The following is a 16,591-nucleotide window of genomic DNA, read 5'->3' as shown; positions in this document are numbered from 1 at the left end:
TCTTACCCGTTCGCTGCGGCCTTATTTTCGCCCCGGCCCGGCCCGGCCGAACGGTCCCCCTGCTTGCTAGCGCTGCGAGACAGCCGCAATCTGGTTACCCGCATCCTTCGGGACAAAGCCGGCATCCCCGCCGGAGAACGCTCCGCCGAAAGCCGATCCGACAATCAGGGCCAAACCGAAGAGCGCACCCATGAGCGCCGCCCCGGTCTTCTCGCGGCGAGTTTCGAAACTATCGGCGCCGCCCTCATCCCTGCCGGAGTGACCGTCCGGGATAGGACCGTATTTTCGATTCGATGATTCCAGCGTTCGAACATGCACCGGCGCGGCATTGCCAGAACGGCGGCGATCCAGGTCCCAGACATCCGCCGGCTGAACGCGTTGCGGCGTCGCCATAGAGAAAGAATCAGTGCTGTTAGTGCGTGCGATGGAGATGGTCATTGTCGTTCCCTTTCTTGTTGTGTGTTTGCGATTCTATGGCCCGGTTGAACCACCGCCGCCACACCGTTCGAGTAGGTGTTCGATAGCTTCTATGTTCGATTTATAGCAAGGCTCCGAATTTTTGTCTAGGCGCACGCGAAATATTTCGAACAAATTTGCTCATACGTGGTAAACAGGAGGCAAGGGAACCGAACGCCGGGCAGCGTCGTCGAAGTATGTGAGGGTTTTCACCCACCACACCGATAACGACGATCACGGAAAGAAAGAGGACGCAGCCAATGCCGAAACGAGAAGACAAGAAACCTGACCTGAAGTCGTTGACCGAGCGCCAACGTCGCATTCTGGAGGTCATCCAGGATGCGGTGGTGCTCCGGGGCTACCCGCCGAGCATCCGCGAGATCGGGGATGCTGCGGGTCTGCAATCGACGTCCTCGGTGGCATACCAACTCAAAGAGCTGGAGAAGAAGGGCTTTTTGCGGCGCGACCCGAATAAGCCGCGTGCCGTCGACCTGCGCCACCTGCCTGAGACCGCCGGTCGCAAAACCCGCAAGCCGGAGCCGACGCCGGAAGATGCAGCTGCCCCGCGTTACATCCCGGTGCTCGGCCAGATAGCAGCAGGCAACCCAATCCTGGCGGAAGAGAATGTGTCGGAGTATTTCCCGCTGCCCGAGGAGCTCGTCGGCGACGGCGATCTCTATCTTCTCCAGGTCGTCGGCGAATCCATGCGCGATGCGGGCATCCTCGACGGAGACTGGGTCGCCGTCCGCACGCAGCCCGTCGCGGAGGAAGGGCAATTCGTCGCCGCGCTTATCGACGGGGAGGCGACCGTCAAGGAATTCCACCAAGACTCCTCCGGTGTGTGGCTTCTGCCCCACAACGAAGCTTTTGCCCCCATTAAGGGCGACGATGCGGAAATCATGGGTCTGGTTGTCTCCGTTTTCCGCCGGCTCTAATCTCCCCGTCCGGGGGTGAATCGGGCACACCCGGACACCCGCTGGCCCGATTGCGTTCACTTTGTGGGAATAATGGTGCACGAGTGTGAATGCCTCGCACGCGATGTTCGAGGCCCCGGAAGGAAGTGCCCATGTACGCCGAAGAACGGCGCCGCCAGATCGCGTCCCTGACAGCAGTCGAGGGGCGCGTCAACGTTACCGAACTCTCCGATAGATTCGATGTCACAGCTGAAACAATCCGCCGCGACCTTGCTGTCCTCGACCGCGACGGCATTATTCAGCGCGTGCACGGCGGTGCGGTGTCGAGTCAGTCGTACCTGACCACAGAGCTTCCCTTGGACACCCGCCTCCGCTCGGCGACGACGGCGAAGTCAGCGATCGCGAAAGCTGCGCTGCAGTTTTTGCCTTCCGGCGAAGGGTCGGTCTTCCTCGACGCGGGCACGACGACCAACGTCCTCGCAGGATTGATCAAAGACGCGCCTGGTGCACCGTCATTGTCGTTCGTGACGAATTCTTTGCCGATCGCAGTCGATCTGTCCAGCTCGGGAAAGCTCAACATCCAGTTGCTCGGCGGTACTGTGCGCGCCATTACGCAGGCAGTTGTCGGGGACACAGCGCTTCGCACACTCGCGCTTTTGCGTGCCGACGTCGCGTTCATCGGCACCAATGCCCTCACCGTCGATCACGGCTTATCGACGGCCGACGCCCAGGAAGCGGCTGTGAAATCGGCAATGGTGACCAATGCCCGGAAGGTAGTTGTGCTGTGCGATTCCTCGAAGTTGGGAAGCGATTACCTGGTCAGCTTCGCGGGGCTCGACAGTGTCGACGTCGTTATCACGGACACCGACGCACCGCCATCCTTCGTCGATGAGCTCACCGAGCTCGGCGTCGACGTGATCCTGGCCGAGTAATCCCCTTCCCGCGCTGGTGACCCGATTGTTGAGCACAGTCACACAACCGGGCATACTCGGACATAGAGGGACGCGACTCCTCTACCCCCATATTGGAGGAGGCTCACCCTGCGCACGCTAAGGGCCAGGAAGGGACACGCCACGTGATTGTGACATTCACCGCCAACCCGAGCATCGACGTGACAATGTGCGTCAACCGTCTTGAACTCGGCGGAGTACTCCGCGTGACCCGCAGTCTCCGGCAGCCCGGGGGTAAAGGAATCAACGTCGCCAGCGCCATGGTGAAAGCCGGCCGCGACACCGTCGCCATCGCGCCCGCCGCCCAGCACGACCCCTTTGTCGCTCTTACGGCTCGGGCTGGTCTCCCACTGCGGACGATTCCGGTCGACGGTGCAGTCCGGACGAATACCACCGTCACCGAAGCCGACGGGCGAACGACCAAGCTCAACGAGCCCGGCGCAGCGCTCACGGAGACCGTCATGCGAGCGCTTGAAGCGGAGCTCACTACGGCTGCATCCTCACCGGCAACGAAGGCAGTGGTCCTCGCCGGGTCGCTTCCGCCAGGAGCACCGGCAGATTGGTACCCGGCGCTCATCCGCGCTCTGCGCGCGACCTGCCCCGAGGTGCTGATCGCTGTAGACACTTCGGACGAACCGCTCAAACAGCTGGGGGAACAGGTGAACGGGGCGACGCCGGACGTCGTCAAGCCGAATGCTTTTGAGCTCGGTCAACTCTGCGGACGCGACGGTGCCGAGCTCCAACGCCAAGCAGAAAGCGGCTGCTTCGAACAGGTCGCAGATGCCGCGCGGGAGCTCGTCGAAAAAGGCATCAGCGACGTACTCGTCACCCTCGGCGGTGCCGGCGCATGCCTTGTCACCGCGCACGGCGCCTGGCACGCCGCCACCCCACCCGCGCAGGTGCGCTCCACCGTCGGCGCAGGCGACAGCGCACTCGCAGGCTATGTACTGGCGCGCCTGAACGGCGCAGACTTCCCCGACGCGCTCCGCCACGCCGTCGCCTACGGCACCGCAGCCGCCGCGAACCCCGGCACTGAAAGCCCCTCCCCGGACGACATCGATCTCGAACGCACCATAGTGCGCGAACTCTAAGAAAGGCCACACCGTGTCTTCACCCACCATCACCCCGGACCTCGTCCGGCTCGACTGCGACTTCGGGGAAACGCCCGGCGATGTCATTGGGCACCTCGCTTCGATCGTTGCGGAGGCAGGACGAACCAACGAGCCGAGCACGCTTGCCGACGCCGCCACCGCCCGCGAAGAGAAAACCGGCACCGGCGTCAACGGCCGCGTGGCAATCCCCCACTGCCGCACCTCCGCGGTGAAAGAACCGACGCTCGCTTTTGCGCGCCTGTCCCGCCCCGTCGATTTCGCAGGTCCAGACGGCGACGCTGAACTCGTCTTCCTCATCGCCGCCCCTAAGGGAGGCGGCAAGGAACACTTGAAGATTCTGTCGAAGTTGGCACGGGCGCTGGTGCGGGGGGATTTCGTCGATAAGCTGCGCACTGCCGCAACCCCTGAGGACATCGTCGCAGCCGTCGACGAGGTGCTCAACGCGACGAAGAAAAGCAGCTCGGGCGCAGCATCCGCGCCGAAGAAGCGCATCGTCGCCGTCACGTCGTGCGCAACGGGCATCGCGCACACCTATATGGCCGCCGACGCTCTCGAACAGGCAGCGCAAGGCCGCGACGATGTCGAGCTGCGCATCGAACCTCAGGGGTCGTCGGGCGGGGGCCGGGTCGACCAGGAGTTCATCGACGCGGCGGATGCCGTCATCTTCGCCCACGATGTTGCCGTGCGCGACCGGGAGCGCTTCGCGGGCAAACCTGTCGTGGACAGCCCCGTCAAACGTGGCATCAACGAGCCCAACGCGATCATCGACGAGGCGATTGCCGCCGCTGACAACCCGCACGCCCGGCGCGTACCCGCCACCGCTGTCGAAACGCGCGGCGACGTCGGCTGGCCGAAGCGTATCCAGCAAGCCGTCATGACGGGTGTGTCCTACATGGTGCCGTTCGTCGCAGCCGGCGGGTTGTTGCTCGCGCTCGGTTTCCTCGTCGGAGGCTACGACGTCGCCGACGGTTGGCAGGTCATTCCGCTCGAGTATTCGCCGACGAACTTACCGGGCAACGACGTGCTTATCGACGGAGCCCCCGTCCCCTTCGACCGCTCCGGCTGGGCCTTGTACCTGGGCGCGGTCCTCTTCGCCATCGGGCAATTGGCAATGCGGTTCGTCGTCGCTGCTCTCTCCGGCTATATCGGCTACGGCCTCGCCGGGCGTCCCGGCATCGCTCCTGGTTTTATCGGCGGCGCTATCTCGGTGATGGTCGGCGCCGGTTTCATCGGCGGTTTGGTCACCGGTCTCCTTGCCGGTCTCATCGCGTACTGGATCGGCTCGTGGAAGGTGCCGCGCTGGCTCAGTTCGCTGATGCCGGTGGTGATCATTCCGCTACTGACATCGCTGGCCGTGGGTCTACTCATGTTCCTGCTGCTCGGTCGCCCGCTGGGCGCAATCATGACGAGCTTGCAAGGGTGGTTGGAGTCGATGAGCGGCTCGTCGGCAATTCTGCTCGGCGTCATCGTCGGTCTCATGATGTGCTTCGACCTCGGCGGCCCCGTGAACAAGGCTGCCTATCTCTTCGGTACTGCAGGCCTGTCAGCGGGAACCGACGCCGCCTACGAGGTCATGGCTGCCGTGATGATCTCCGGCATGGTCCCGCCGATCGCCCTGTCTGTTGCGACATTCCTCCGCGCCAAACTTTTCACTCCCGCTGAGCAGGAGAACGGCAAATCAGCGTGGCTGCTCGGCTTGTCCTTCGTGTCCGAGGGTGCGATCCCGTTCGCCGCGGCCGACCCATTCCGCGTCATTCCGTCGATGATGCTGGGCGGCGCCGCTGCCGGCGCAACCTCAATGGCGCTCGGCGTGGGAGCGAAGGCACCGCACGGCGGCATCTTCGTCATTTTCGCATATGAGCCGTGGTGGGGTCTGTTCATCGCCCTGGCAGCCGGCGTGGCAGTCGCAGCACTCGCCGTCATCGCCGCCAAGCGCCTGTGGCCCAACAAGACCATTGAGGAGGCAGCGCACAACGCTGTGGCTCCCGAACCGACACCGACACCGACACCGACAGCCTCCGCCGCGTAACCGTTCGGCACTGGAAAAATCTCCTACGATAGGTCGCATACGCGCCCCAAAGAAAGGACTTCACATGGCTTCCAAAACAGTCACCGTCGGCTCCACCGTAGGGCTGCACGCCCGCCCAGCGACCGTGATCGCGGAAGCGGCCGGCGAGTACGACGACGACATCATTCTCATCCTCGTCGGCGGCGACGAGGATGACGAGACGGATGCCGCATCGTCCCTGATGATCATGGCCATGGGAGCAGAGCACGGCGCCGAGGTGACAGTCTCGTCCGATAACGACGAGGCCGTTGAGAAGATCGCGGCGCTCATCGAGTCCAACCTGGACGACGAGTAAGAAAACGTCGCCCGTCCAAGCTCCGGCTTCAAGTGCCGGAGCTTTTTCTATGTCGGCCCTCTCGGCCCGAACAGGGTGTCTACTGCCGCGTACCGGTGGTAATCGTTGGGCACAAGGTATCCGCGGGGTGAGCGCCACCTCGGTGTTCCCCGCACGCGTTCGATGCGGCCGCGTTTCGCGCGCCACGGGTCGTCGTCGTTGACGCGGTTGTGGTACCTGCACAGCGGTGCGAGATTCGCGGCGTTGGTCTCTCCCCCGTTCTTCCACGCTGTGATGTGGTGGATTTCGCACGCGTCAGCGCCGTGGCGGCAGCCGGGCACCGGGCACACAGGCGAGGACACCCGTGCGAGGTCGCGCTGCTTTTGATTCGCCAGCCGCTGCGCGCGGTAGAGGTTCACAGGACCTTCTTGCGGGTGCACGGCGGCGAGTTCGAGTTCTTCGCTGACGCATTGCTGGAGGAATTCCGCACCGGTCATGGTGGTGGCATCGGTAAGCCCGAGGCGGATATCGTCGCCGTCCCCTGCCATGATCCGGCTGTATGCGGGCAGCGGCACGAGCACGATCGGTCGCGGTACGGCGGCCGGGACACCGGCATTACCGCTGCGCATGAGCCGCAGGAAATTTGCGAGCATTTGCGGTGCGGCGGCTTTCGACGGGTCGATGCCGCGCAGAAGCACGTGCTCGAGGTCGGCGAGGTCGCGTTCGTCGGCGGTGACGGTCATCGTGCGGCGTCCGTTACGCGTTTTCGAGAAGCACAGTTGCTTCCGCGCGGGTTTCTTTTCCTCGCCGATCAAAGCTTTCGCTTTACGACGCACCGTCTCATACCTCCCGCTCACCCCCAACAGCTCGAACCGCAGCTCCCACTTTTGGCGGGGATCTTTGACTTTCTTGAGCTGTTTCTCGATGAGCGCCAGCTGGTCGATACTCATCTTCCGCGAGCGCACCACCTCCACGGCGAGCCGCTGTTGCGCGGTCCATGTGGTGGTTCCGAAGTAGGTGTCACGGACGAGCTGCCATTCGTCGACATGGCTCGGTCGAATGCCGGCGGCAAGGGCAGCCTCGCGGTCGAAATCGGCGAGGACGTCCAAGGCGTCGGCAGTCTGCGTGTCGAGGAATGAAGCAAATGCGCTCATACCCCGCAGATTAAAGATCAGCGCGGAACCGTCAATAGAGACGGATACGAGCCTGTGGATAACGCGAGTTATCCACAGGCTGACAGGCCCCGGGATGCGCGCGGTGTCTCCCGCGTGGTTTAATCGCGGGTTTCGATCGTGGCTGCACGGTCGCTGGCGGGAAGGAACCGTCCCTCGCCGAAGGTGCCATACGCCCACCGCATGACCGGGTACAAAACCATGATGCCGATGGAGCCGAGCGCGATGCCCTCCAAAGTGACATTGCCGATCTCGAAGGTGAGGTTGCCGATGCCGACGATCAGGGCGACTGCCGCCATCGTGAGGTTGACGGGGTTGTTGAAGTCGACATGGTTGTCCTGCCAGATACGCACGCCCAGCATGCCGATGAGTCCATAGAGCACCAGGCATGCGCCGCCGAGCACGCCGGCGGGAATAGTAAAGATCAAAGCACCGAATTTGGGCACGAACGCGAGCAGGATGGCGAAGACTGCCGCCACCCAGTAGGCGGCTGTGGAGTAGACGCGGGTGGCCGCCATGACGCCGATATTCTCGGCGTAGGTGGTGGTCCCGGAGCCGCCGAAGCCACCGGCGAGGGTGGTCGCGATGCCGTCGCCGATAAGGGCGGGCCCGGCGAGGTCGTCGAGGTCGCGGCGCGTCATCTCGGCGACCGCTTTGACGTGGCCGACATTCTCGGCGATGAGGACGACGAGCACCGGCAGCGTCACCAGGATCGCCGAGAGATGGAATTCGGGGGTGTGGAACGTCGGCAGGCCGATCCACGGAGCAGCGGCGATGGTCTCGCCTGCGTCTTCGGCAAGGTTGCCGGTCAGCGCGGCGAAGATCCACCCAGTGACCACACCGATGAGGATGGACAAGCGCGTAGCCATACCGCGCAGGCACGCGGTGGCGATCAGAATCGTCGCCAGGGTGACCAGGCCGACGGCGGGCTGCGTCTGGGTGTTCGCCACAGCAGTCGGCGCCAGATTCAAACCGATCAGCGCGACGATCGCGCCTGTGACCACGGGCGGCATGACAGCGTCAATGACGCGCTTGCCAGCCCAGGTGACCAGCAGCCCCACACCGATAAGCGCGAGACCTGTCACGAGAATGCCGCCGAGCTGCGCACCGATACCGTGCTGCTGCGACGCCGTCAGCGGGGCGATGAACGCGAACGACGACCCCAGGTAGCTGGGCAACCGGTTGCGCGTAATTAACAGGAAGATGATGGTGCCCACACCGGAGAACAGCAGCGTGGTGTTCACCGGGAAGCCGGTCAGGGTGGGTACCAGCAGCGTTGCGCCGAACATGGCGATGACGTGCTGCATGCCGATTCCGATTGTGCGCGACCAGCTCAAGCGCTCTTCTGGCGCAACAACAGATCCAGGTTGGATGGTTTTGCCGTCACCGTGGACGGTCCAGGAAGGAATAAAGCTCACAGACTCACAAATTTAGCACCGCTCCCGGCCACGGCGAATTCGTCTCAGCCGACTACGAATTCGGAGTACTGATGGGCAAGGACGCGGGGCAGGCGGACGTCGATAAGCGTGCCCTCTTCCTTGTAGTCTTCGCTGCGTACTGTGCCTTCTTCGTGGAGGCGGGAGACGATGTCGCCGCGCGTGTACGGCACGAGCAGGGTCGCGTGCGCGTCGAGCGTGTTGAGGAACATCTCGATGCGGCCCTCAAGCTCCGCGATGCCTTCGCCCGTTCGCGCGGAGACGAAAACGACGTCACGGCCCGAATCGGCGAATGCGTGGCGCAGCTCGGCCAGCACGACCGGATCAGCTTGGTCGATCTTGTTCACCACGACGATCTCGGGCGGAATCTCCTCGCCTGTGTCGCGCGTGATTTCGGCGAGCACCTCGGTCACGGCCTTGATCTGCTTCAGCGGGAACGGATCGGAACCGTCGACGACGTGCAACATCAAGTCCGCGCCCGCGACCTCCTCGAGGGTGGACTTGAACGCTTCGACAAGCTGCGTGGGCAGGTGGCGGACGAAACCGACGGTGTCGGTGAGCACGACGGAACGGCCGTCGGCAAGCTCGGCTTTGCGTGTCGACGGATCCAGCGTCGCGAAAAGCGCATCCTCCACCAACACGCCCGCATCCGTCATGGCGTTGATGAGCGACGATTTGCCCGCGTTGGTGTAGCCCGCGATCGCGATCTTCGGAATGGTCGAGCGCTGGCGTTGCGCGCGCTTGATGTCGCGGGCTGTCTTCATGCCCGCCAGCTCGCGGCGCAGCTTCGCCATCTCGGAGCGCAGTCGGCGGCGGTCCGCCTCGATGCGTGTCTCACCGGGGCCGCGCAGACCCACACCGCCGTTGGAGCCCGCGCGTCCGCCTGCCTGGCGCGACAGGTTGCCGCCCCAACCGCGGGTGCGCGTGTAGAGGTACTCCATTTGCGCGAGACTGACCTGGGCCTTGCCCTCTTTCGACTTCGCGTGCTGCGCGAAAATATCGAGAATGAGCATAGTGCGGTCGATCACCTTGACCTTCAGCGCTTCTTCGAGCGCCACCATCTGGCCGGGCGAGAGCTCACCGTCGCACACCACGGTATCGGCGCCGGTGGCCGCCACGATGTCTTTGAGCTCGCTGACTTTTCCGGAGCCAATGTAGGTTCCCGGGTCCGGCTTGTCGCGCTTTTGGTACAGCATTTCGACGACGTCCGCGCCGGCTGTCTCCGCCAGTGCCGCGAGTTCGTTCATGTTAGCTTCCACTTCGGCGGTGGTGCCTTCGGTCCACACACCGATGAGGACGACCTGTTCGAGGCGCAGTTTGCGGTACTCGACCTCGTAGCCGTCCTCCTGCTCTTCGGAGCGGATGTCGGTGTCGCGGATGACGCGTCGGAAAGCGTTGCGCTCGGCGAGGTCCAGCGAACCGACCGTCGGGTCCGCGCTGCCGCGCGCGGCAGGCGGCGCGTTGTGGCGGAACGCTTCCGCGAGGAGCTTGTCGTGGGCCGTCTCATCGTCGGAGTCGGCGGAGAATACGGAAAAAGGTTTCGTCATTGAGTCCTTATTGTCGCATGGCTGCATGTCCAGGCAAATAAACGCCCTCGTCATTCGCAACCGCGTGCGACGGCGGATTGTTCCCTTCCGCCACCCCGGCACTAGGATCGGGAGTTATGAGTGAGACGATCACGACAGATCTTTCCAGCATCGGCATGGGCTATTCGCGGTGGCAGGATGCCGTCGAAGCCGCGATCGCGTCGAATCAGCTCGTGGTGACGGGCGAGGTGCGCGGCGGCCAGCTGATCCAGTTTTCGGACCCGTCGGGCGCCCAGCTGAACATTTTGGCTGTCGAGCCGTTCGCGACATTTGCCGGTTTCGATTCGACGACGCGCACGTACGCGCATGTCACGATGCTCAACGACGTCGTGGGGCTCTGCGATGTCGTCGATCCGATGGGCAACGCGATCGCGTCCGTCACGGCGAATATCGCGCAGGGGCCATTGCTTGTCGACGAATCCACCCTCCAGTGGCAAGAAATGGGCTTCACTGCCCTGGCTATTGACGTGCAGCACTACAGCAGCGTCGACGAATACCTCGCCGCCACCGGCGAGACCCTGGGGACGATCGTGTCCGAGGGCGCTGAGCGCGTGAATTCCGGTGCCGCTGCTGCCCCGGACGCCGCCGCGGCATTCTCCGCCCGCGTCCTGGAGGCTGAGTACCGCACCAACACGTTGACCGGCGAGCGCTTCGTTCACATCTCCGTCGACGGCGCGTTCCCCTTCGACGTAGTCCTGCCTGACTCCGGCGCCGAGCTGCCGGAGCGCAATTCAGTCATTGCTGGCACCGCGGTGCTCGCTGGCCAGGTCGCAATGGCTGCCGGTTGCGGCGGTGGCGGCGGTTGCGGTGGCGGCAGCTGCGGTTGCGGCGGACACTAGTCAGCTAGGAAAGCAAGGACACGGAGACGATGGGCCGAAGCAGCCGCAACGTGGAGTCGGCGATTTGGCTGACGCTCGCGCTCGTCGTCGCGATTGTGCTGGGCACACGGCTCGGCCCGCCGGGTCTGCTCCTCGGGATCGCGTTAGCTGCGGTGGCGTTCGTGGCGTATCGCAAAAGGACGGTGGACCCGGAGGTGGAGTCACTGAAATCGTCGCTGCGGGTCGCGCGCGACGATATCGCCCAAGTGGTCGCCGAGTACGAGGATTTCAAGTCGGGCACCAGCCCGGACGCGCTCGCGGAGCGCACGCTCACCTACCGCGCGTTGGCGACGCCCCACAGTGATATTCCGGCGATCGAGGATTTCCACCTGCGCCTCGGTTCGTCACGGCGTTTCCTGTCAAGGGTGGACACGCATTTGCGCAACGACGATCTGGACCGCCACGCGCTGGAGCGCATGATCAATATTGCGGATCAACGGGCAATGGAGCTCGCGGACTCGTGGGCTGACGCGCGTCGCGCCGCCCGCAGGTTAGGTCCCGCTTAAAGCATTTCGCTTATCGACGAAGCGCCCCCAGCTCCACTTCTCCCCTCCCCACGATCACCGACGGTCCCGTCATGGTGGCCTGACCGCCTTCAATGGCGATAGTCAAGGCACCGCCCGGAACGTTGACGGTGACGGAGCCGTTCTCGATGCCGGCGTCGGCAAGCGCTGCCCGCGCCGCAGCGACGGTTCCTGTTCCGCAGGAGCGCGTCTCTCCCACTCCGCGCTCCCACACGCGCATGTGTACGGCACCGTCGGCCATCTCGGTGAGGATTTCCACGTTGACGCCCTCGGGGAAGAAGTCGTGATCGAAGGCGGGCTGGACCAACTTCATCGCCTCAAGTTCTGCGGCGGTCAGCCCTGGGATGACTGCGGCGAGGTGCGGGTTTCCAACGTCCACGCCGAGGCCCGCGAAATCGAACTGCCCCATGCGCGCGGTGGATACGCCGGTGACCTCCACGGGCCCCATGCCGACTTCCACCTGGGCGTGCGACGGACCGTGCGGGCCCTCGCCCGTCAGCTCGTGAACGACGATGTGCTTGACACCCGCGCGGGTCGCCACGTCGAATTCGCGCTCCGTCTCCAGCCCCTGAGCCATCAGTACGTGCGCGAAGACGCGGATGCCGTTGCCGCACATTTCCGCGATCGAACCGTCGGCATTGCGGTAGTCCATGAACCACTTAGCGTCATCACCGTCTGCGCGAACGACGCGCAGAAAACCGTCGCCGCCGATGCCTGCGCGGCGATCGCAGAGGGAGGCGACAAGGTCGTCGGTCAGGACACCGAGGGTGTCGAGCTGATCGTCGACGTCGATAAGCACGACGAAGTCGTTCTCCGTGCCGTGCGCCTTGATGAACGGCAGGGTGGACAAATACTTGTTGCTGTAAGTCACGCCAGCGAGTCTAGCGCGGCGCGTAGCAACGCCTCCGGGTCCTGATCCGCGTCGACCCAGGCGATTCGCTTATCGCGGTTGAACCAGGACCGCTGCCGGCGCACGTAACGGCGGGTGCCGGTGATCGTCGACTCGATTGCTTCTGCGAAGGTGCAGCCCCCAGCGAGATAGTCCAAGACCTGCGCGTAGCCGATGGCGCGGCCGGCGGTGGAATCGGGGGTGAGGCCGGCGTCGATAAGCGTGCGCACTTCGTCGACGAAGCCACGGTCGAACATGAGCTGCGTGCGTTTTTCGATGCGGGGATTGAGCCATTCGGCGTTCGTGCGTAACCCGATGATGCGCGTGCCCCAGCGCGGCGGGGAGTCTTTCGGCGGTTGCGAGGCTTGGAAGGGCTTGCCGGTCAACTCGATGACTTCGAGTGCGCGGACGGTGCGGCGCGGGTCGTTGTCCTCAATGATGCTCGCGGCCTGGGGGTCGATGTCCATAAGCTCAGCATGGAGGGCCTGCACCCCGATCTCAGCCTGGCGTGCCTCGTACTTGGCGCGGACGGCGGGATCAGTGGGCGGGAACTGCCAGTCGTCGATGAGCGACTGCACGTACATCATGGACCCGCCGACGAGGATCGGGACCGTGCCGCGGGCGGCGATCTCTTCCACGACTTCGCACGCGCGGGCTTGATATTCGGCGACTGACGCCGTGCGCGTGACCTCCCAAATATCCAGCAAATGGTGCGGGATTCCGCCGCGTTCGGCGGGCGGGAGCTTCGCGGTGCCGATATCCATGCCGCGGTAGAGCTGCATCGAGTCGACGTTGACCACTTCCCCGCCGAGCTCGCGTGCGAGGGCGATGCCGAGGTCCGATTTGCCGGACGCCGTCGGACCGACGACCGCGATGGGAGTGACGGCCAGATCAGTCATGGTCCACCTGCCACGTCGCGACGAAGCGTCCGACACCGTGCGTCGCGTCCTGCGCGATGAGCCGCTGGTTCGACGCATCGAGTGCCGCGAGCTCGTGCCACAGGGCGGGCTCGACGACACCGCGTGCCGTAAGCTCGTCCGGCAACGCGCCGCGGCCGTCCAAAAAGCGCGCCATCTGCTCGTGTGTGTCCAGCGCACCGTCGATGAACGCGAGCGGCGCGCGCTGCGTCAGGCCTGCCGACCCATCGACGACGACCACCGTGAGCACCTCCGGGTCGAGCGGGGCGATCGTGCCACGCGAATCCGTCACGCGTGTGGCCGCGTCCCCCAGCACGTACCGCGCGACGAGCTCTGCCATGAAATTCCCCTCGCCGACGGTGATCTGCGGCGCGCCCCACGCCGCGAACGAACCCGTACGTTCCGTGCGCCACTGAGCGTCGCGCGAGCCCACAATGTGGATGTCGCGCGCGTCGTTAGCGGTCAGCTCACGGATGGTGCGCACAATGTCGCGCCCGGCCTCATCCCCCGGCGCGAGCTCTGCCACCAGCGCCGGAGACCCCGGCACGACGCACACATTGAACTGATTCACGCCCACCACCCTATCCAGTGCCTCCCGATCCGCGGGCAAACGGTTCCAAGAGCCTGACATTGAGGCGCGGGGGCCGGTAAAGTCTCAAAGCGTTACGGCAGCCGTGTCGCGCGGCACAAAGATGAAAGGACTGGCCCCCACCATGACGCAGCCCCCTACCGACGGACAGAAGCCGACTCCGAAGCCTGCGGCACCTTCGCCCGGATCGATGCCGACGAAGGCGCCCAAGCCCGGACCGCGCCCGGGGGCCAGCCCGGCGAAGGTGGGGTCGTCTACTCCGTCGCCGGTTCCTGCGATGCCGGCCGCACCCGCCGTCGACACCGCCGCAGCGAAGAAATTCGGCCGCGTCGACGAAGAAGGCACCGTTTACGTCGCCCGCGGCGGCACCGAGCGCGCCGTCGGCTCGTGGCAGGCCGGCACCGCGGAAGAGGGCCTGGAGCACTTCGCCCAGCGTTTCGGCGACCTGACCACTGAGGTCGGTCTGCTAGAAAACCGCCTCGCTGCACGCCCGGAGGACGCCAACTCTGTGCGCACGCAGGCACAGCAGCTCATCGATTCGCTTGACGAGCAGGCGGTGGTCGGTGACCTCGACGCCGTCGAAAAGCGCTTGAAGGAGCTCCTCGGCCAGGCGGATATCGCCGGCGAGAAGGCCAAGGAAGCCAAGGAAACCCGCCGCGCCGAAGCGATCGAGCGCAAGGAGACCCTCGCAGCCGAGGCCGAGGACATCGCCGCGAATTCCACCGAGTGGAAAGCCGCCGGCGACCGTATCCGCGCGATCCTCGACGAGTGGAAGACGATCCGTGGCATCGACCGCAAGACCGACGACGCGCTGTGGAAGCGCTACTCCAAGGCCCGCGACTCGTTCAACCGCCGTCGCGGTGCCCACTTCGCCGAGCTCGACCGTGGTCGCGCAGCTGCGAAGGCCGCCAAGGAAGACATCATCGAGCGCGCCGAGAAGATCAAGGACTCCACAGAGTGGAACGAAACGGCCCGTGCGTTCAGCGACCTGATGAAGGAATGGAAAGCTGCTGGCCGCGCACCCCGCGACGTGGACGACAAGCTGTGGGAGCGCTTCCGCTCCGCGCAGGACCACTTCTTCGCCGCGCGCAACGCCGTCAATGAGGAGCGCGACCGCGAGTTCGAGGCCAACGCGAAGGCGAAGGACGACCTCATCGCCGAATACGGCCCGCTTATCGACCCGGAGAAGGGCCTGGGCGCGGCGAAGTCGAAGTTGCGCGAGCTGCAGGAGAAGTGGGAGGAGATCGGTTTCGTTCCGCGCGGCAAGATCCGCGAGTACGAGGACAAGATCGGCGAGATCGAAAAGCGCGTTTCCGACGCCGAGGAGCGCCAGTGGCGCAAGTCGAACCCGGTCCAGCAGGACAAGGCGAACCAGTTCCAGGTCAAGGCCGACGACTTCCGCGCGAAGGCTGAGGCCGCCGAGGCCAAGGGCAACGCCGCGAAGGCAGCGGAGCTGCGCGCGCAGGCTGAGCAGTGGCAGGAGTTCGCGGACGTCGCGGCGAAGGCTCTCGACGACTAACTTGCAGCCGCTTCTCTTTTCCGCTGGCGCCGATGCCGAAGAGGTCGTCGGCGCGTACGCGTTTTCGGCGACGCTCGCGATTCAGGACATCACCGGCGACGCGCATTCGGGGATCACGGCATCTCACATCGCGAAACGGCTCGAGGGTTCCGCGGAGTCCGAGTCGTACCTGTTCGCGCTGACCAGTGTTCGGGCGCCGCGTCCGCTCGGCGCGCACGGGTACCCGGAGATCACGGTCGACGACCTCGCCGATATCGACGCCTGGGTCTTCATCTCCCTGCCGCTTCTGGAAGACACCAGCGTCATTGAAGCCTCCGTCACGCTCGACGCCGCCATCGCGCCGCTGCCCGGCGAGCCCGTCCCGGAAGAGCCGTGGGTCGCCGCTTTATCGCTTATCGACGCCCTATCCCACACCCACCACCGCCCCACCCGCCACATCTGGGAGACCCATGCCCCTGCCACCGGCTCCCCTGCTGCCGAAATCCTGACCGCCGCCGGCTACACCCCCGCTTACCGCGAGGACCAAGCCACCTTCTCGATCGACACAATTGTCCACCCCGCAGCAGCCGACCGACTCCCCGTCGACTCCATTGACGTGGTGTTCAATAACGAGATTTCCGCCGACAATCTGACCTTGTTCCGTGCACTTCTCACCACCGCATCCGAGGGGTACCCGCGCGGGGACTTGAAGCTCGACACGGTGGAATGGACCGAGCAGCGTCTTCGCGACGCCCGAGCACGACTGCTCGACCGCGGCGGCAACCAGTTCACCGCGATCGCATTCAGCACTGCACCCGACGGCGTGCGTCTGGCAGTCGGGCTCGCCGAAGCCGTCCACTACGATGCCGACGACGACTCGCTCATCGAGCTCGGCCTCGTCTTTGTCCTGCCCGCCTACCGCGGTGCGGGTGTCGGCACCGCGTTGGTGGAATCCGCATTGAGCGCCGCAAAGAGCCGCTGGGCGGAGGTGGAGACAGGGTACAGCTCATATCCGTCGATAAGCGATGTTGCGCGCGCGCAACCGATCTCCGCGACGACCGCTTGGCAACGCGCGTAACCGAGTCGCAATTGCAGTTATTACAGTTAGGGTGCTGGATTGAAGATCCGTTACAGATATTTCAGTTAAGGTGCTGTTGCAAAGTTGGGGCAGTAGGATGAGCGACGTGAAATAATCACAGCCATGGGTATCTTCTCCGGTCGTCATTTCCCCCGTGACATCATTCTGTAGGCAGTGCGGTGGTACTGCCGCTACGGGGTGAGCTACCGCGATCTGGAGGAAATGATGACCGAGCGGGGCGTGCCGGTCA

The 16,591-nt window shown here is 64.6% G+C and carries 16 protein-coding genes and 1 pseudogene; 10 read left to right on the top strand and 7 right to left on the bottom strand.

Annotation, left to right across the window (positions count from 1 at the left end):
• Positions 1 to 66 precede the first annotated feature (66 nt).
• Complete coding sequence (locus M3G19_RS00085; RefSeq protein WP_259899740.1) at positions 67 to 438, bottom strand: hypothetical protein; 372 nt, start codon at positions 436 to 438, stop codon at positions 67 to 69.
• A 278-nt stretch (positions 439 to 716) separates the two neighbouring features.
• Between M3G19_RS00085 and lexA the strand changes: the two genes are divergently transcribed.
• The 5 genes from lexA to M3G19_RS00060 all read left to right on the top strand — a co-directional run bounded on the left by lexA (position 717) and on the right by M3G19_RS00060 (position 5,795).
• Entirely contained in the window at positions 717 to 1,391 is a 675-nt protein-coding gene (gene lexA / locus M3G19_RS00080) for a transcriptional repressor LexA (protein WP_210574243.1), read from the top strand.
• 131 nt (positions 1,392 to 1,522) lie between these two features.
• On the top strand, positions 1,523 to 2,302 hold the full coding sequence (locus M3G19_RS00075; protein WP_259899739.1) for a DeoR/GlpR family DNA-binding transcription regulator: 780 nt from the start codon (positions 1,523 to 1,525) through the stop codon (positions 2,300 to 2,302).
• Positions 2,303 to 2,445: 143 nt separating this feature from the next.
• Complete coding sequence (locus tag M3G19_RS00070; RefSeq protein ID WP_259899738.1) at positions 2,446 to 3,411, top strand: 1-phosphofructokinase family hexose kinase; 966 nt, start codon at positions 2,446 to 2,448, stop codon at positions 3,409 to 3,411.
• Between the two features lie 13 nt (positions 3,412 to 3,424).
• Positions 3,425 to 5,461 carry a fructose-specific PTS transporter subunit EIIC gene (locus M3G19_RS00065; protein ID WP_259899737.1) on the top strand — a complete coding sequence of 679 codons (2,037 nt, stop codon included), beginning with the start codon at positions 3,425 to 3,427 and terminating at the stop codon, positions 5,459 to 5,461.
• Between the two features lie 64 nt (positions 5,462 to 5,525).
• Positions 5,526 to 5,795, top strand: a complete 270-nt coding sequence (locus M3G19_RS00060) for an HPr family phosphocarrier protein (protein ID WP_259899736.1) — start codon at positions 5,526 to 5,528, stop codon at positions 5,793 to 5,795.
• 47 nt (positions 5,796 to 5,842) lie between these two features.
• Here M3G19_RS00060 and M3G19_RS00055 read toward each other — a convergent pair whose 3' ends face one another.
• The 3 genes from M3G19_RS00055 to hflX all read right to left on the bottom strand — a co-directional run bounded on the left by M3G19_RS00055 (position 5,843) and on the right by hflX (position 9,929).
• Positions 5,843 to 6,928, bottom strand: coding sequence for an HNH endonuclease signature motif containing protein (locus tag M3G19_RS00055; protein ID WP_259899735.1), 1,086 nt, complete (start codon positions 6,926 to 6,928; stop codon positions 5,843 to 5,845).
• A gap of 119 nt (positions 6,929 to 7,047) precedes the next feature.
• Positions 7,048 to 8,364, bottom strand: coding sequence for a uracil-xanthine permease family protein (locus M3G19_RS00050; RefSeq protein WP_259899734.1), 1,317 nt, complete (start codon positions 8,362 to 8,364; stop codon positions 7,048 to 7,050).
• A 44-nt stretch (positions 8,365 to 8,408) separates the two neighbouring features.
• Complete coding sequence (hflX, locus tag M3G19_RS00045) at positions 8,409 to 9,929, bottom strand: GTPase HflX (RefSeq protein WP_259899733.1); 1,521 nt, start codon at positions 9,927 to 9,929, stop codon at positions 8,409 to 8,411.
• 128 nt (positions 9,930 to 10,057) lie between these two features.
• On the opposite strand from hflX, the gene M3G19_RS00040 reads away from it, so the two are divergent.
• Together M3G19_RS00040 and M3G19_RS00035 are read left to right on the top strand one after the other, a co-directional pair.
• Positions 10,058 to 10,807: a hypothetical protein gene (locus M3G19_RS00040; RefSeq protein ID WP_259900213.1), complete on the top strand. Its 750-nt coding sequence runs from the start codon at positions 10,058 to 10,060 to the stop codon at positions 10,805 to 10,807.
• Between the two features lie 29 nt (positions 10,808 to 10,836).
• Entirely contained in the window at positions 10,837 to 11,352 is a 516-nt protein-coding gene (locus tag M3G19_RS00035) for a hypothetical protein (RefSeq protein ID WP_259899732.1), read from the top strand.
• Positions 11,353 to 11,362: 10 nt separating this feature from the next.
• On the opposite strand, the gene dapF is transcribed toward M3G19_RS00035, so the two are convergent.
• From dapF to M3G19_RS00020, 3 genes are read right to left on the bottom strand one after another with little or no spacing between them, the layout of a single operon-like run.
• Positions 11,363 to 12,241 (bottom strand): diaminopimelate epimerase, encoded by an 879-nt coding sequence (gene dapF, locus M3G19_RS00030; RefSeq protein ID WP_259899731.1) that lies wholly within the window; start codon positions 12,239 to 12,241, stop codon positions 11,363 to 11,365.
• Positions 12,238 to 13,158, bottom strand: a complete 921-nt coding sequence (gene miaA / locus M3G19_RS00025; RefSeq protein ID WP_259899730.1) for a tRNA (adenosine(37)-N6)-dimethylallyltransferase MiaA — start codon at positions 13,156 to 13,158, stop codon at positions 12,238 to 12,240. Before miaA ends, dapF begins: the two co-directional genes overlap by 4 nt.
• Positions 13,151 to 13,747, bottom strand: a complete 597-nt coding sequence (locus tag M3G19_RS00020) for a hypothetical protein (protein WP_259899729.1) — start codon at positions 13,745 to 13,747, stop codon at positions 13,151 to 13,153. Before M3G19_RS00020 ends, miaA begins: the two co-directional genes overlap by 8 nt.
• 208 nt (positions 13,748 to 13,955) lie before the next feature.
• Here M3G19_RS00020 and M3G19_RS00015 point away from each other — a divergent pair, with 208 nt between their 5' ends.
• The 3 genes and pseudogenes from M3G19_RS00015 to M3G19_RS00005 all read left to right on the top strand — a co-directional run.
• On the top strand, positions 13,956 to 15,284 hold the full coding sequence (locus M3G19_RS00015) for a DUF349 domain-containing protein (RefSeq protein ID WP_259900212.1): 1,329 nt from the start codon (positions 13,956 to 13,958) through the stop codon (positions 15,282 to 15,284).
• A gap of 1 nt (position 15,285) precedes the next feature.
• Positions 15,286 to 16,341 (top strand): GNAT family N-acetyltransferase, encoded by a 1,056-nt coding sequence (locus M3G19_RS00010; protein WP_259899728.1) that lies wholly within the window; start codon positions 15,286 to 15,288, stop codon positions 16,339 to 16,341.
• Between the two features lie 123 nt (positions 16,342 to 16,464).
• A pseudogene (locus tag M3G19_RS00005) lies at positions 16,465 to 16,591 on the top strand (IS6 family transposase); the annotation flags it as partial.

The sequence above is a fragment of the Corynebacterium sp. p3-SID1194 genome (assembly GCF_025144155.1).
GTDB lineage: Bacteria > Actinomycetota > Actinomycetes > Mycobacteriales > Mycobacteriaceae > Corynebacterium.
This window is presented reverse-complemented; position numbering and strand designations above follow the sequence as displayed.

Bases quoted from the DNA above. Each gene is read 5' to 3' on its own strand.
- M3G19_RS00060 (WP_259899736.1), top strand. From the start codon at position 5,526: ATGGCTTCCAAAACAGTCACCGTCGGCTCCACCGTAGGGCTGCACGCC.
- M3G19_RS00085 (WP_259899740.1), bottom strand. From the start codon at position 438: ATGACCATCTCCATCGCACGCACTAACAGCACTGATTCTTTCTCTATG.
- M3G19_RS00075 (WP_259899739.1), top strand. From the start codon at position 1,523: ATGTACGCCGAAGAACGGCGCCGCCAGATCGCGTCCCTGACAGCAGTC.
- M3G19_RS00035 (WP_259899732.1), top strand. From the start codon at position 10,837: ATGGGCCGAAGCAGCCGCAACGTGGAGTCGGCGATTTGGCTGACGCTC.
- M3G19_RS00015 (WP_259900212.1), top strand. From the start codon at position 13,956: ATGCCGACGAAGGCGCCCAAGCCCGGACCGCGCCCGGGGGCCAGCCCG.
- miaA (WP_259899730.1), bottom strand. From the start codon at position 13,158: ATGACTGATCTGGCCGTCACTCCCATCGCGGTCGTCGGTCCGACGGCG.
- M3G19_RS00055 (WP_259899735.1), bottom strand. From the start codon at position 6,928: ATGAGCGCATTTGCTTCATTCCTCGACACGCAGACTGCCGACGCCTTG.
- lexA (WP_210574243.1), top strand. From the start codon at position 717: ATGCCGAAACGAGAAGACAAGAAACCTGACCTGAAGTCGTTGACCGAG.
- hflX (WP_259899733.1), bottom strand. From the start codon at position 9,929: ATGACGAAACCTTTTTCCGTATTCTCCGCCGACTCCGACGATGAGACG.